The organism is Amycolatopsis nigrescens CSC17Ta-90 (assembly GCF_000384315.1).
Taxonomy (GTDB): Bacteria; Actinomycetota; Actinomycetes; order Mycobacteriales; family Pseudonocardiaceae; genus Amycolatopsis; species Amycolatopsis nigrescens.
In genome coordinates this window covers 3,246,665-3,261,219 of sequence record NZ_ARVW01000001.1, presented here as the reverse complement: position 1 = coordinate 3,261,219, position 14,555 = coordinate 3,246,665, and the positions used below count along the sequence as shown (strand labels likewise).

Annotated in this window: 11 protein-coding genes; 8 read left to right on the top strand and 3 right to left on the bottom strand. The window is 71.0% G+C overall.

Going from position 1 to position 14,555, the window contains the following annotated elements; all coding sequences use genetic code 11:
• Positions 1 to 161 precede the first annotated feature (161 nt).
• From AMYNI_RS0115155 to AMYNI_RS0115140, 4 genes are read left to right on the top strand one after another with little or no spacing between them, the layout of a single operon-like run.
• The gene (locus AMYNI_RS0115155; RefSeq protein ID WP_342667784.1) at positions 162 to 1,814 is read left to right on the top strand and encodes a hypothetical protein; all 1,653 of its coding nucleotides are present in this window, start codon (positions 162 to 164) and stop codon (positions 1,812 to 1,814) included.
• 48 nt (positions 1,815 to 1,862) lie between these two features.
• Positions 1,863 to 2,597 carry a lysophospholipid acyltransferase family protein gene (locus tag AMYNI_RS0115150; protein WP_020668865.1) on the top strand — a complete coding sequence of 245 codons (735 nt, stop codon included), beginning with the start codon at positions 1,863 to 1,865 and terminating at the stop codon, positions 2,595 to 2,597.
• Positions 2,598 to 2,639: 42 nt separating this feature from the next.
• Entirely contained in the window at positions 2,640 to 3,323 is a 684-nt protein-coding gene (locus AMYNI_RS47240) for a TetR/AcrR family transcriptional regulator (RefSeq protein WP_020668864.1), read from the top strand.
• Positions 3,320 to 4,624 (top strand): glycoside hydrolase family 1 protein, encoded by a 1,305-nt coding sequence (locus AMYNI_RS0115140; RefSeq protein WP_020668863.1) that lies wholly within the window; start codon positions 3,320 to 3,322, stop codon positions 4,622 to 4,624. Before AMYNI_RS47240 ends, AMYNI_RS0115140 begins: the two co-directional genes overlap by 4 nt.
• 10 nt (positions 4,625 to 4,634) lie before the next feature.
• On the opposite strand, the gene AMYNI_RS0115135 is transcribed toward AMYNI_RS0115140, so the two are convergent.
• A complete protein-coding gene (locus tag AMYNI_RS0115135) occupies positions 4,635 to 5,459 on the bottom strand; it encodes a Cof-type HAD-IIB family hydrolase (protein ID WP_020668862.1) in 825 nt (274 codons plus the stop codon).
• A 56-nt stretch (positions 5,460 to 5,515) separates the two neighbouring features.
• Between AMYNI_RS0115135 and AMYNI_RS0115130 the strand changes: the two genes are divergently transcribed.
• Positions 5,516 to 6,403: an LLM class flavin-dependent oxidoreductase gene (locus AMYNI_RS0115130; protein ID WP_026360480.1), complete on the top strand. Its 888-nt coding sequence runs from the start codon at positions 5,516 to 5,518 to the stop codon at positions 6,401 to 6,403.
• 192 nt (positions 6,404 to 6,595) lie between these two features.
• Here AMYNI_RS0115130 and AMYNI_RS0115125 read toward each other — a convergent pair whose 3' ends face one another.
• Entirely contained in the window at positions 6,596 to 8,563 is a 1,968-nt protein-coding gene (locus tag AMYNI_RS0115125) for a DUF6541 family protein (RefSeq protein WP_020668860.1), read from the bottom strand.
• Positions 8,564 to 8,652: 89 nt separating this feature from the next.
• Between AMYNI_RS0115125 and glf the strand changes: the two genes are divergently transcribed.
• The 3 genes from glf (at position 8,653) to AMYNI_RS0115110 (ending at position 11,427) form a co-directional block, all read left to right on the top strand.
• Positions 8,653 to 9,879 carry a UDP-galactopyranose mutase gene (gene glf, locus AMYNI_RS0115120; protein WP_020668859.1) on the top strand — a complete coding sequence of 409 codons (1,227 nt, stop codon included), beginning with the start codon at positions 8,653 to 8,655 and terminating at the stop codon, positions 9,877 to 9,879.
• The gene (locus tag AMYNI_RS0115115; protein ID WP_020668858.1) at positions 9,872 to 10,396 is read left to right on the top strand and encodes a phosphatase PAP2 family protein; all 525 of its coding nucleotides are present in this window, start codon (positions 9,872 to 9,874) and stop codon (positions 10,394 to 10,396) included. Before glf ends, AMYNI_RS0115115 begins: the two co-directional genes overlap by 8 nt.
• 83 nt (positions 10,397 to 10,479) lie before the next feature.
• Positions 10,480 to 11,427: a decaprenyl-phosphate phosphoribosyltransferase gene (locus AMYNI_RS0115110; protein WP_051116512.1), complete on the top strand. Its 948-nt coding sequence runs from the start codon at positions 10,480 to 10,482 to the stop codon at positions 11,425 to 11,427.
• Between the two features lie 53 nt (positions 11,428 to 11,480).
• Here the strand turns inward: AMYNI_RS0115110 and AMYNI_RS0115105 are convergent, their stop codons facing one another.
• A complete protein-coding gene (locus AMYNI_RS0115105) occupies positions 11,481 to 14,411 on the bottom strand; it encodes an arabinosyltransferase domain-containing protein (RefSeq protein ID WP_020668856.1) in 2,931 nt (976 codons plus the stop codon).
• Positions 14,412 to 14,555 lie beyond the last annotated feature (144 nt).

Below are 14,555 nucleotides of genomic sequence, written 5' to 3'. Positions count from 1 at the left end.
ACTGGGACTCTTGGTACGAGTGTTATGCACATTCGTTGGCTGCAGCTGCCGTCCGCGGGTCACCGGCATCCGGTCGCCGCGAGCCACCCTCCGGGCGGCCCCCGTCGACCGGATTGTGCATAACACTCTCGGCGCCCTGAGGGGGTGAGCGGCAGTTGATCGTGGTCGTGGTCACCGGCTGGCTGTTGCTCGGTGTGCTGCTGGTCGTGGCCTGGCCGCGGATCGCGGCCGACCGGGCGGTGCGGACCGGCGCGCTGCTGCTCACCCTGGCCTTCTCGCTGGTGCACCAGCTGCTGTTCGCGGCGGTGCCGCCGGACGCCTTCATCACCTTCCGGTACGCGCAGAACATCGCGGACGGCAACGGCGCGGTGTTCAACGCCGGCGAGCGCGTCGAGGGCTATGCGAGCTTCCTGTGGACGGTGCTGATCGCGCTGCCGAAGACGCTGTTCGGCAGCGACATCGCGGCGACCGCGAGCGTGCTCAGCGTGTGCTGCGCGCTCGGCTGCGTGCTGCTGGCCTACCTGGTGGTCAACCGGATCGTGGCCGGGGCCGAGCGCGGCTCGCCCGCACTCGGCGTGGTGGCCGCGGCGCTCACCGCGGGCACCTCCGGCCTGGCCGCTTACGGCGCGTCCGGCACCGAGACTCCGCTGTTCCTGCTGCTGGTGCTCGGCATCTGCTACGCGCTCGCCGGCGGGCACCCGGTGGTGGCCGGGGTGCTGGCCGCGCTGGTGCTGATGACCGCGCTCGAAGGCGCGGTGCTGGTCCTGGTCGCCGGGCTGTGGCTGGCGCTGAACGCGACCAGGGAGCGGCTGAGCTGGTGGGCGCCCGCCGGGTACACCCTGGGCGCGCTGGTGCTCGCGGTGCCGTGGACGGCGTGGCGGATGACATACTACGGGCATCTCACGCCGAACTGGCTGGTCGCTGAATCCGGTGACGACCTGGCCGCGCGGCTGGCCAGCGGCTGGCCGTATCTGACCGGGTTCTCCTTGCTGCACCAGGGTTTCCTGCTGCTGGCGCTGATCGCGGTGGTGGTGCTGGCGCGATGGCGGGGCGCCGGTGACAAGGCCGCGCGCTCGCTGGTCTGGATGATCTTCGTGACGGCCGTGCTGTACACCGTGATCGTCACCCTCGGCGGCGGGGATGAACTGCCGGCCTGGCGGCGGCTGCTGCCGGTGCCGCCGCTGCTCGCGATCGGCGCGGCGGCCGCCTGCGGGCTGATCGGCACCCGGCGCGTGGTGCCATCGCCGAGCCCGCGGCGCACCGTCGCCGGGCACCGCGGGGTGCCGGTGGTCACGGTCGGCCTGGTCGGGCTGTCGTTGCTGGTCTCGATCAGCGGGCGGGAACTGCTGCCGCGGATCGAGGAGAACCGGAACGCCGCCGCGGAGCTCGGCGAGATCGGCGGGTGGCTCGGCGAGCGGCTGCCGTCCGGCAGCGCGGTGGCCACCTACGCCAACGGCGCGTTGTCCTACCGGGCCGGCACCAGGGTGTTCGTGGTCGACGTGCGCGGCCGCACCGACGAGTACATCGCCAGGGCGGCGTCGGGGGTGGGCCCGTCCGGCGCGCTGGTCGCCGACTACGACTACGTGGTCAACATCCGGCGGCCCGCGGTGGCGGTAACCAGCACCGACGGCTACGCGGACCGGCAGCGGTGCGCGATCGACCCGGTCTACGCCGGGCGGTACCAGGTGGCCACCTTCCGCCGTGAGGGCACCGGGCAGTGGATCGCGGTCTACCCGCGCAGCGAGCAGGCGGGTTCGCTGATCAACGAGCTGGACGCCGACCCGCGGTTCGGGTACGTGCCGTGTCCGTCCTGAATGCCGGATCACACTGACCGCAACCTACGGTCGCGTAACCTGGCGGGCATGGCTGAGCTCGTGTACCCGCCCGTCATCCTGGCGGCCAAGACCATGTTCCGCGTGCTCGACAACCGGTTGCGGGTCGAGGGCACCGAACACATCCCGGCCACCGGCGGGGCGGTGATCGCCTGTAACCACGTCAGCTACCTGGACTTCATCTTCTGCGGCCTCGGTGCGCAGCCGGCCAAGCGGCTGGTCCGGTTCATGGCGAAGAAGGAGATCTTCGACAACCGGATCGCCGGTCCGCTGATGCGCGGGATGCACCACATCCCGGTGGACCGCAAGGCCGGGATCGGGTCCTACCGCGAAGCGCTGGAGCGGCTGAAGGCGGGCGAAGTGGTCGGGGTGTTCCCGGAAGCCACCATCAGCCGTTCGTTCACGGTCAAGGGGATCAAGAGCGGTGCGGTGCGGATGGCCGCGGCGGCCGGGGTGCCGGTGGTGCCGATGGCGCTATGGGGCACGCAGCGGCTGTGGACAAAGGGCAGGCCGCGCACGCTGACCAAGCGGCACGTGCCGATCTCGATCCTGGCCGGCGAGCCGCTGCGGCCCACCCGCGCGGACGACGCCGAGGTGCTCACCAAGGAGCTGCGGGGCCGGATGGGCGCGTTGCTGGACCGGATCCAGGCCGAGTATCCGGAGAAGCCGGCGAGCGAGGAGGAGAAGTGGTGGCTGCCGGCGCATCTCGGCGGTACCGCCCCGACCCCGGAGGAAGCCGTCGAACTGGACCGCGACGGCAGGTAGCGACCGTTGTGAACGGCGATCGCGGGCGCTAACGTTGTTCGCGTGAGCGCGCCAGGCTCGGCCGAGTGGTGGACGGACCTGGCCGGTGAGCGCCCGAAACTGAGCCGCGACCTGATCGCCGAGGCGGCACTGCGCGTGCTGGACGGCGAGGGACTGGACGCGCTCACCATGCGCCGGGTGGCCGCCGAACTGGACACCGCCGCCGCGGCCCTCTACCGGCACGTGGAGAACCGCGACGCGCTGCTCGTGCTGGTCGTGGAGAAGGTGCTCGGCGAGGTCGACCCGGCGGTGCCGCCGGGTGGCTGGCGCGAGCGCGCGGAGTGGTTCGCGCGCGGCTTCCGGGCCGCGCTCACCCGGCATCCCGCGATCGCCCCGCTGCTGGTCTCGGTGCCGACCCTGGGGCCGAACGCGCTGAAGGCCTTCGAAGGCGGCCTGCGGGTCGCCGCCGAGGCCGGTTTTCCGGACGAGCTCGCGGTCGCCTCCTGCCAGGCGATTGCGTTCGTGGTGCGCGGGTTCGCGGTGCTGCAGGCCGGGGACATCGATCCGCTGGTGGTGGCCGCCGGCTCGCTGGGCGGGGTAGCGCCCGGCGCATTGCCCAAGGTCGAAGCCTTCTCGGCTGATGCACAACCCACGCAAGCCGACGAGTTGTTCGAGTTCGTGCTCGCCTCGGTGCTGGACGGCCTGGCCGCCCGGTTCCTGGCGGTGACCGGAAGGGAACCGGGATGATCTTGCGCGTACTGGCCGTGGCGGCACTCGTCGCCTTGTTGCTGCCCGCATCCGGCGGTGCGGCCGCGGCGGAATCGTGGCCGCGGTCGTTCTACTGGGGCGTCGCCTCTTCCGGCTACCAGTCCGAGGGAAGTGCCCCGGACAGCAACTGGTCGCGTTATGCGGGCACCGGCGAAACGGACCCCTATCGCGATTCCGCCGATTTCCTGCATCGTTACCCGGAGGACATCCGGCTGGCGAAGGAAATGGGGGTGAACACGTTCCGGTTCAGCGTGGAATGGGCCAGGGTGCAACCGAAGCCGGGGGTCTGGGACGCTGCGGGGCTGGCGTTCTACGATGACGTGCTGCGCCAGGTCAAGGCGGCCGGAATGACCCCGATGATCACCCTCAACCACTGGGTGCACCCGGGCTGGGTGGCCGATCGCGGCGGCTGGACGGCGGACGAGACGGTGACAGACTGGCTGGCCTTCGCGGAGCTGATCGTGCAGCGCTACCAGGGCTCGAATGCCTTGTGGGTAACGATAAACGAGCCGCTGGTGTTCGTGGAGCGCGAGCTGAAGATCGGCGCGATCGGGCCGTTGGAGGTGCCTGGCATGTTGTCCAGGCTGGTCTCCGCGCACCGGCAGGCGTACGACCTGATCCACCGGGCCGACCCGGCCGCGAAGGTGACCAGCAACCAGGCATTCCTGTCCGGGTTCAACGGTTTCTCCGACCTTTTCTTCCTGAACAGGGTGCAGGACAAGCTGGACTTCATTGGCCTCGACTACTACTACGGGCTCAGCCTCGACAATTTCACCATCATCGACGCCGCGACCGCGCAGTTCTGGAAGGTCAAGCTGCAGCCGGAGGGGATCTACTACGCGCTGCGCAGCTATGCGAAACAGTTCCCGGAACTGCCGTTGTATGTGGTGGAGAACGGAATGCCGACGGACAACGGAAAACCCCGCGAAGACGGCTACACGCGGGCGCAGAGCCTCCGCGACACCGTTTTCTGGCTGCAGCGCGCCAAAGCCGACGGCATCAACGTGATCGGCTACAACTACTGGAGCCTGGCCGACAACTACGAGTGGGGCAGCTACCGGCCGCGGTTCGGGCTGTACACAGTGGACGTTCTCACCGATCCGACGCTGACCAGGCGGCCGACCGACGCGGTGCCGGCCTACCGCGAGCTGATCACCGCCGGCGGCGTCCCGGACGGCTACCGCCTGGTCGCCCCGCCCGGGTTCTGCTCACTGGTCACCCCGCTGGACAGCTGCCTCGACCCGGCGCCGCCCGCCGGCCCCCGCGTGCCGCTGCGCTGAAGAACCGGGATCAGAACCACCGTTCGAGGATCTGCGCGACCCCGTCCTCGGAGTTGGGCGCGGTGATCTCGTCCGCGGTCCGGAGCACCTCGGGGTGCGCGTTCGCCATCGCCACCCCGTGCCCGGCCCAGCGCAGCATCTCCAGGTCGTTGGGCATGTCACCGAAGGCGATCACCCGTTCCGCCGGCACGTCCAGCCGGCGCACCACCTCGGCCAGCCCGGTCGCCTTGGTCACCCCGTGCGCGGCCAGCTCGATCAGCCCGCCGCGGGAGGAGTAGGTGATGTCCACCGAGCCGTCGAGCACCTCACCGGCGGCCAGCGCCATCTCGTCGGAGTTCATCCCGGCGTGGCTGGCCAGCAGTTTCACCGCGGGTCGGCCGAGGATCTCGGCGCGCGGGAAAGTCTCGCCCTCACCGTCGCCCCACGGGTTGTGGTACTTCGGCTCGATCACGAAGTTGCGGACGTCCGGGTCGTTCGCGCTTCGCCCGACCCGCTCCGCGGCCAGCCGGCAGCCGGGCAGCGCGGTCTCCAGCGCGTCGGCCACGGAGTGCAGCAGCGCCGGCTCCAGCAGGCCGTGCACGTCGACCACCCGGTCCTCGCCGATGTCGTAGAGCACCGCGCCGTTCGCGCAGACCGCGTAGCCGGTCAGCCCGGCGGCGGTGGCGACCACCGGGATCCAGCGTGGCGGCCTGCCGGTGGCGAGCACCACCGGCACTCCGGCCTCGACCGCCCGGTGCAGCACACCGCGGGTCCGTTCGGTCAGCAGTTCCATCGGGCCGAGCAGGGTGCCGTCGACGTCGGATGCGATCAACTCGGGTCTGTCCACCCGCTCCATTGTTCCCGACCTCCCGTCGGGCGGGCCGGGGGTGGCGACCACTAGCGTGATCAAGCGTGCGCGTAGGCATTGTGATTCTCCCCGAAGACCGGTGGTGGGCGGCCGAGCCCAAGTGGCGCGCGGCCGAGGAGTACGGCTTCGACCACGCCTGGACCTACGACCACCTCGGCTGGCGGAGCCTGGTCGACGGGCCGTGGTTCAGTGCGGTGCCCACCCTGACCGCGGCCGCCATGGTCACCTCGCGGATCAGACTCGGCACCTTCGTCGCGTCCCCGGTGTTCCGGCACCCGGTGCCGTTCATGCGCGAGCTGAACACCCTGGACGACATCTCCGACGGCCGGTTCTTGTTCGGCGTCGGCGCGGGATCGAGCTCCGAGCACTACGACGGCCAGGTGCTCGGCGGGCCGTCGCTGACCGCCAAGGAGCGGGCCGACCGGTTCATCGAGTTCGTCGAGGCGCTGGACGGCCTGCTCGTGAAGGACCGGTTCGACCACGACGGCAGCTACTTCACCGCCAAGGGCGCCCGCAACCTGCCCGGCCCGGTGCAGCGGCCGCGGTTCGGCTTCCTGGTCGCCGCGGGCGGCCCGCGCACCATGCGGCTGGCCGCCACCCACGGCGCCGGCTGGATCACCGAGGGCCGCCGCGCGGACACGCTCGAAGAGTGGTGGAAGGGCGTGGCCGAGCGGTCCGCCGCCTTCGACCGCACGTTGGAGCACACCGGCCGGGCAGGCGCCAGAATTCAGCGCTACCTGAGCCTGGACGCGGCGCCGGTGTACTCGCTGTCCAGCGTGGACGCGTTCGCCGACGCGGCCGGGCGCGCCGCGGAGCTGGGCTTCACCGACATCGTCACGCACTGGCCGCGCTCCGGCGGGCCCTACGAAGGCCGTGAAGCCGTGCTCGAGCGCGTGGTTGAGGACGTACTCCCCGGACTTCAGGCCGGATAGCCCACACGAACGGGTGGCAGCGGCGGGTTCTGGAAACGGATCGACCGCCGCGTCCGTCGTTCTTCACGCACAGGGAAGGCGGATCCGGTGTCGGCGCGGCCCGGATCCATCCTGGGGAGGGGATCGGTGGACCCCCGTGCGGAAGGACCGGGGGCGGCCGGCCGCACGGGGGTTCAGCGCAGGACTGTGTATTTAGCGCAGGATGGTGTAGACGACCGCGTCGGAGTTGCTGTACTCGCGGCGCAGGAACCGCAGCCCGTCCAGGTTTTCCAGGCCGGGCGCCCGCTTGATGTCGGGCAGGATCGAGCCGTGCCCGAGCAGCACGTGGCGCACGTTCAGCCGCTCCACTGCGGCCCGCACCTCGGGGTCGGTGTCGTACTCGCGGAAGTGCTCGGAGAGATACGCCGCGTCCGGCGGCGGCACCCCGGGGTCGTAGTGCCCGGCGACCGGCCGGATGCCGGTGATCGCGTACACCCAGGCGGTGCCGTCGCGGCGGTCGTTCAGCACCATCTCGGCGGGGTCCGCGATCTCCTGCAGGGCCAGCATCGCGGCCACCTCGTTCGCGGTGACCGGGATCTGGCCGACCTTCTCCGACTCCGGCCAGTTCTGGTAGGCGTAGCCGACCGCGATCGCGTTCGCGTTGGTGTAGAAGCCGTTGGTCACCACGGCGAGGCAGGCCACCAGCAGGGTTGCGCTGGCGATCCGCAGCTTGGCCGGCATGCTCGCGCTGTCGCGCACCCAGGACCAGCCGCCGACCGTCTTGGCCAGCAGCCGCTGCGTCTCGGCGAGGCCGTGCCCGGCGAGCAGGCAGAGCGGGATCGCGGCCAGCGCCATCAGCCGGTAGCGATCGTTCCACCACGGCCGGGACAGGGTGATCACCCAGGACAGCCCGCCGTAGGAGGCGACCAGCACGAAGATCCCGGACAGCAGCAGCGCGGACAGCCCGACCCAGCGCAGCCTGCCGAGCCCGCGCACGGTCAGGATGCCGATCACCAGGAAGATCGAGAGCCAGGTCAGCGGCTCGGTGAGGAACTGGCGGAACTGCAGCAGCTGGAGCAGCGCCCGGCCCACCGGCAGGTCCGAGCCCCACGGCTTGTACGGGTAGCTGCCCGCGCCGAAGCTGATCGCGCCGAGCAGGTGCGGCGCCGCCAGCAGCGCGGTGGCCACCCCCACCGGGATCAGCCTGGCCAGGTCCGGCAGCGGTTTGCCCTCCCGCCGCCACCAGCGCTGCAGCATCAGCGGCAGCACGAACAGGATCGCGCCGAACAGCGCGCTGGTGTGCGCCAGCAGCATGCCGGCCACGGCCAGGGTCAGCACCACGCCGGTGTCCAGGCCGGGCCGGTTCAGGAAGCGGTCCAGCGCCACCGCGGACAGCGGGGTGAGCACGATGCCCAGTGCGAAGGGCAGCAGCCCGCTGGAGACCGACTCGTAGGCCCCGGTGGTCGCCGCGCCGGCCACGATCGCGGCGCAGCCGGCGAACACCGCGCGGCCGCCGAACTGGCGGACCATGGCCACCAGCGAGAGCGCGAAGATGCCCGCGATCGGCACCGTGACGGCGTTCAGCACGGTCGGGATGGCGGCCCCGGACAGCTTGTAGACCAGCGCGCCGACCAGGTGATACGCGTTCGGGTAGTAGGAGCCGTCCGGGTACCAGTTGATCTTGCTCATGCCGAACAGCGAGCCGTCGCCGGTGTCGGCGATGTAGCGGATGCCGTTCGCGTGGTAGACGGTGTCCCAGCGTTGGAAGACCGCGCTCGCCCCGCCGGAGGCGTTCAGCACCACGATCACCGACAGCACGGTGGCCAGCAGCACGCAGGCGGCGACCGCGAAATGCGCGCGCCGCGTCCAGACCACCGGTGGTCGTTCGCGGCCGCCCGTGGTCCAGCCGCGGGCCAGCGCGAGCCGGCGCAGGCCGTAGGCGGCACCGGCCAGCAGCAGCGTGCACGCCACCGCGGTGCCCGGGTTGTACGGCAGGCCGGCCACCGCCAGCCACGGCCCGGACAGGCCAAGGGTCAGGTAGGTGAACAGCGGCGCGAGCCCGGCCAACGACCAGCCGCGCAGCCCGGCAGCGGCGCCGACCAGGCCACCAGGGACCACCAGCACGATCAGATAGATACAGATCGTGCTCAGGTAGGTCCAGAACGTGTCCGGTGTTGGCACAGCTTCCTACGGGTCGGCGGTGGGGCTGACAGCGGTTAATACAGTGGGCGGTTCGGTGCTCACCGAGTACGTGGGTACCCTGGGCGCCCGTGAGCGAGCACACGAACCCCACAAAGATTACTGAAGACGATTTCGTCGGTTACGACCTGATCGTAGTCGGCTCCGGTTTCTTCGGTCTGACCGTGGCCGAACGAGCCGCTACCCAGCTGGGCAAGAAGGTGCTCGTCCTGGAGCGCCGCAGCCATCTCGGTGGCAACGCCTACACCGAAGCCGAGCCCGAGACGGGCATCGAGGTGCACCGCTACGGCGCGCACCTGTTCCACACCTCCAACAAGCGGGTCTGGGACTACGTGACCCAGTTCACCGAGTTCACCGGCTACCAGCACCGGGTGTTCGCCAAGTACCAGGGCCAGGTCTACCCGCTGCCGATGAACCTTGGCCTGATCAACCAGTTCTTCGGCAAGTCGCACACGCCGGACGAGGCGCGCGAGCTGATCGCCAAGCAGTCATCGGAATTCAACACCGACGACGCGCAGAACCTCGAGGAGAAGGCGATCTCGCTGATCGGGCGCCCGCTCTACGAGGCGTTCATCCGCGGCTACACGGCCAAGCAGTGGGAGAACGACCCGAAGAAACTCGGCGCGAACATCATCACCCGGCTGCCGGTCCGCTACACCTTCGACAACCGCTACTTCAACGACACCTACGAGGGCCTGCCGGTCGACGGCTATACCGCGTGGCTGGAGAAGATGGTCGAGAACCCGAACATCGAGGTGCGGCTGAACGTCGACTACTTCGACGTCCGCGACCGGATCCCGGCCGGCACGCCGACCGTCTACACCGGACCGCTCGACCGCTACTTCAACTACTCGGCTGGCCGGTTCACCTGGCGCACGGTCGACTTCGAGTCCGAGGTCGTCGACACCGGAGACTTCCAGGGCACCTCGGTGGTCAACTACAACGACCAGGAAGTGCCCTACACCCGGATCATCGAGTTCCGGCACTTCTACCCGGAGCGCAAGTACTACCCGTCGGACAAGACGGTGGTGTTCCGCGAGTACTCCCGGTTCGCCGGCGAAGAGGACGAGCCGTACTACCCGATCAACACCCCGGAGAACCGCGACAAGCTGGAGAAGTACCGCGAGCTGGCCAAGGTCGAGGCCAAGGAGCGCAACGTGCTCTTCGGCGGCCGTCTCGGTACCTACAAGTACCTCGACATGCACATGGCGATCGGTTCGGCGCTGTCCGCCTTCGACAACAAGATCGCCCCGCACCTGACCGACGGTGCGCCGCTGGACGGGTCGATTGATGCTTGAGGGCAAGCCCAGCGGGGAGGTCGCCCTGCTGTCGAAGGTGCAGGGCGCGATCGCCCGGCCGGCCACGGTGAAGGCGGCACGGGGCCTTTCGCACTTCGGTGAGCACAGCGCGGGCTGGTTCGCGGCCGGGCTGCTCGGCGCGGCGCTGGACAAGCCGCGCCGCCGGGAGTGGCTGACCGCCTCCGTCGGCGTGGTCGGCGCGCACGCCGCGTCGATCGCGGTCAAGCGGGTGGTCCGGCGGCCGCGCCCGGAGCACCCGAGCGTGCGGGTTCTGGTCGGTACGCCGAGCAAGCTCAGCTTCCCGTCTTCGCACGCCACGAGCACCACCGCGGCGGCGGTGCTCTACTCCGGATTGACCGGGCGTAACCTGGTGCCCGCCCTGGTCCCGCCGATGCTGGCCTCCCGGCTCGTGCTCGGTGTGCACTATCCGACCGACGTGCTCGCCGGAGCGGTGCTCGGCGGGGCGGTCGGCGGTGTGCTGCGCCGACTGACATCCCGGAACAAGCGGAGCCGGTAGTGAGCGATTCCACGAACAAGACCGTCGAGGGGGCCGCCGGCACGGACGGCGCCGCCGACGTGGCCGAGACCGTCCCGGAGCCGATGGAGCCGGACGCGGCTCCCGAGCTGGAGACCGAACCCGAGGTGCCGGGGCGACCCGCGCGTGGTGGCCCGGTCGCGATGGCGCTCGGCGTGCTGAAGACGGCCAGACCTCGCCAGTGGGTCAAGAACGTGCTGGTGTTCGCCGCACCGTTCTTCGTGCTGGCCAAGACCGACGACGTGGCCGGGGTGCTGCTGGACGCGGTGATCGCGTTCGTGGCGTTCTCCCTGGTCGCCTCCTCGGTCTACCTGATCAACGACGCGATCGACGTGGAGGCGGACCGGGCGCACCCGACCAAGCGCCGCCGCCCGATCGCGGCCGGCATCGTGCCGGTCAAGGTGGCCTACGTGGCCGCGGTGGTGTTCTTCGCCGCGGGCATCGGGGTCGGTTTCCTGGCCAGCGGCCTGCTGGTGATCGTGCTCGCGGTGTACGAGGCCGTGCAGCTGGCCTACTGCTTCGGGCTCAAGCACCAGCCGGTGGTGGACCTGGCGATCGTCGGCTCCGGCTTCCTGATGCGCTCGATCGCCGGCGGTGTCGCCGCGAACATCGCGCTTTCGCAGTGGTTCCTGCTGGTCACCGCGTTCGGCTCGCTGTTCATGGTGGCCGGCAAGCGGTACGCCGAGGTGATGCTGTTCGAGCGGACCGGGGCGAAGATCCGTTCCTCGCTGAAGAAGTACTCGGCGAGCTACCTGCGGTTCGTCTGGGCCATCTCGTCCGCGATCCTGATCATGTCGTACTGCCTGTGGGCGTTCGAGCTGCGCAACACCGCTGGCGGCTCGGTCTGGCCGGTGATCTCGATGATCCCGTTCGTGGTCGCCGTGCTCCGGTACGCGGTGGACGTGGACGGCGGCAACGCCGGCGAGCCCGAAGAGATCGCCCTGCGCGACCGGGTGCTCCAGGTGCTCGGCGCACTCTGGATCGGCACCCTGGTGATCTCCTTCTACCTCTGACCCACCCGTGAAGGGCACCTTGCCTACCTCCAAGGTAGGGAAGGTGCCCTTCACTACATCTGCGGGCCGCCGCGGGTGAACGCGGTGAGCGGGCGGGTGGACCGGGTCACCTTCAGGTCCCGCATCGGGGCGGGGTAGTCGAAGCGGAACACGCTGATCGGCTCCCGCAGCTTGTCCCCGCGCAGGTAGGTGGGCACCGGGTGCTCGGTCGCGAGCTGCACCAGCGGCGCGTACGGCCCACCGGCGTCCGGGGTGTACGAAAGCCCGGCGAGCTCCTGGCTGTCCGGGCCGGGCGCGAACCGGTAGCGCACCGGCTGCACCATGCCGTCCGCCAGCGACGCGGGCTGCCGGCAGGGCAGCAGGAAGGCGTTCGGCCAGTCCACCGCGACCTCCTCGGAGGGCGGCACGAACTGCGCGGACGGCACCACCACCGGCAGCCGTGGCGCGGTGACCGCCACCCAGCCCTCCTCGTCCCGGTCCTCGGCGAGCACCCGCACCCGGTCCGCGCCCGGTGTCTCGGCGGGGTCCAGCCGCCGGTCACGCCACTTGCCCTCGGTGGCAACGTCGACGTCCGCGCTGCTGAGCACCTCGCCGTCCGCGCGGCCGAACTCGACCCGCACCTGGACGTCCCCGGTGCCGGCCACGCCGAGCACCAGCGGCGCCCTGTCGACGGCGCCCGCGTCCGGCGGCAGCGCGTACCAGGCCGAGGTCATCGAGCCGTCCGGCGACCGGTAGCTGCCCCATGCCGGGCGCACCAGCGGCTCCGTTCCGGCCGGGAAACCGCCGTCCCGCATCCCCTCCAGCCTGGCCGGGGCCGAACCGGCGGCCGGGCGCAGCACCCCGGCGGCCGGGTCCGGTTCCACCGTCAGCCAGTCCTCGATGCCGCATTTGCTGCCGCCGAAGGAGGCCAGGTTCGACCGGCCGACGGTGTAGGTGTCCCAGCGCGTGGTCACCGCCCTTGCCATCGAGCCGACCTCGAGCACCACCGTGCCGAGCGCGATCAGCACCAGCAGCGGCCCGGTGGCCGGCAGCCAGCGCAGCGCCCGCCGGTCGTCCGTCTGTGCACCGCCAGCCGAGCGCCACGCCCCGGCCAGCGCGCCGGCCACGGCCAGCGCCAGCCCGACGCCGAGCACCAGGGTGGCCGGCCCGAACCCCAGGATGGACGGCATGCCGTCGGCCGCCCACACGCCGAGCTCGGACAGCGACCACCAGCTGTCCGGCGCGGACACCGCCAGTGCGGTCACCCCGGCCAGCAGCGCCAGCGCGATGGCGCGGGCCCTCACCGACCGCAGGGCACCGCGGGCCACGGTGTGCACCACCAGCGCGAGCAGCAGGGTGCCGAAACCGGCCAGCGCGCCGAAGTGGTGCGTCCACTTCGTCGGCGTGAAGGTCAGCGCGACCAGGTACAGCGCCCCGCAGACGGCCAGCCGCCGGCAGGCCGCGGCGGCAAGGCCGGGGGTGCGCCCGCGCAGCAGCAGCGCGCCGAGCACGGCCATGCCGAACAGCGTGAGCAGCACCGGCACCCGCCGGTTCAGCGAGCCCTCCACCACGTTCGGGTCCAGCAGCGTGGCGTACCGCTCGATCTCCTGCTGCCAGTCCATCGCCGGCCCGATCCGGGTCCGCACGTCGGTGGCGGCCAGCACGGTGCCGAGGGTCTGGTCGTAGAACATCCACAGCAGCGTGCTGGCGGCGGCCGCGAGCAGCAGGCAGAGCAGTGCCGGCAACGCCCTGTTACCGCGGCGGCGCAGCAGCCGGACCAGCCCGCTGAGCGCGGCCACGAAGGGCAGGAAGGCGGCGACACCGGTCGGGGTGACCGCCACCGTCGCGCCGGCAACCACCAGCCCGGCCGCCAGCGGCGCCACCGCGCCGGTCGCCAGTGCGCGTTCCACCAGCGCGAAGACCACCAGCGAGCCCACCACGATCAGCGGCTCCGGGCGCAGGCCCACGTCGAAGGGCAGGTACCAGAGCAGGAACAGGGCGGCGGCTGCCCAACGAGTCCAGCGCAGCTCGCCGGAGGTCAGCCGCGGCAGCAGCACCCGGTCCACCAGCACCCAGGCGACCAGCCCGAGCAGCACCGACGGCAGCCGCAGCCACACCTCCTGGGCGCTGACCTCGGCGAGCAGCCGGTACATCTCGTAGAACCAGCCGAACGGCGCCTCCGGCGCGTTGAACCAGCGGAAGTAGTTGCCGGCGAACCCGCTCTCCGCGCGGGCCTTCAGCATGGTGACGATGTAGCCGTCGTCCACGGTGAGCGCGCCGATGATCGACCAGCCGCCGAGTGCCGCGGCCACCACCACGTCCGGTGCCCGCGGCCGCCACCAGCGTCGCGGCAGCAGCCGGACCCGCCTGGCGACCGCCTGGTCCCAGCGGCGGGCCAGCACCAGCAGCGCCACCAGGCTCAGCACGGCCAGCACGCCGAGCACGACCTTGAGCACGCCGGCCGAGGAGTCGAACCGGGTGTCCGCCACCACCTGTACGTGCAGACCGGCGTCGAGGCCCTCGGTGAACAGGCCGGTCACCGAGGGCCGGTCCGGGGAATGCCCGAGGGTGCCGCCGTTCACGTCCACCCTGGTGCCGGTGTCGTCGGCCCGCACGTGCCACCGGCAGCCGGCGCCGGTGGGGCGATCGGCCAGCTGGGTGTCGCCGAGCCGGACCCGCAGCACGCCCTGGTCGGCGCGGACCGTGAGGCCGTTGCCGGCGTCCTGCTCGCCGGCCATCCCCGGCGGCGGGTTGGTGGCCAGCAGCAGGCCGTCGCGGGGCTGGGCGCAGTCGAAGCTCGCGTCCAGCCGCGACGGCTGGTACGGCATCAGCGGCAGGGCGGTGTTCCCCGCGCCGGGCCCTGGTTGCCACTCGTATTTCGCTATGTCCTGTTCGACCGGTGCCAACACGAACAGCACCGCGGCCAGCGCGGACAGCAGGCCGAGGCAGACGATGCCCCAGCGTCGGATTCCGGACCAGGGGCGGGAGTTTTCGTGCGGTGGCATCGACGATGATCGTATGTTCCGCCGGCCGGGGTGTCCCGGTCCGCCCGCCTCGCGCACCCAGGTTTGACCTGGAGTTAACTTAGGCCGCGCGGCTCCTGCCCGGTACGGGTACGATCCCTGCACTCCACCGAATTCGCGGGCGCA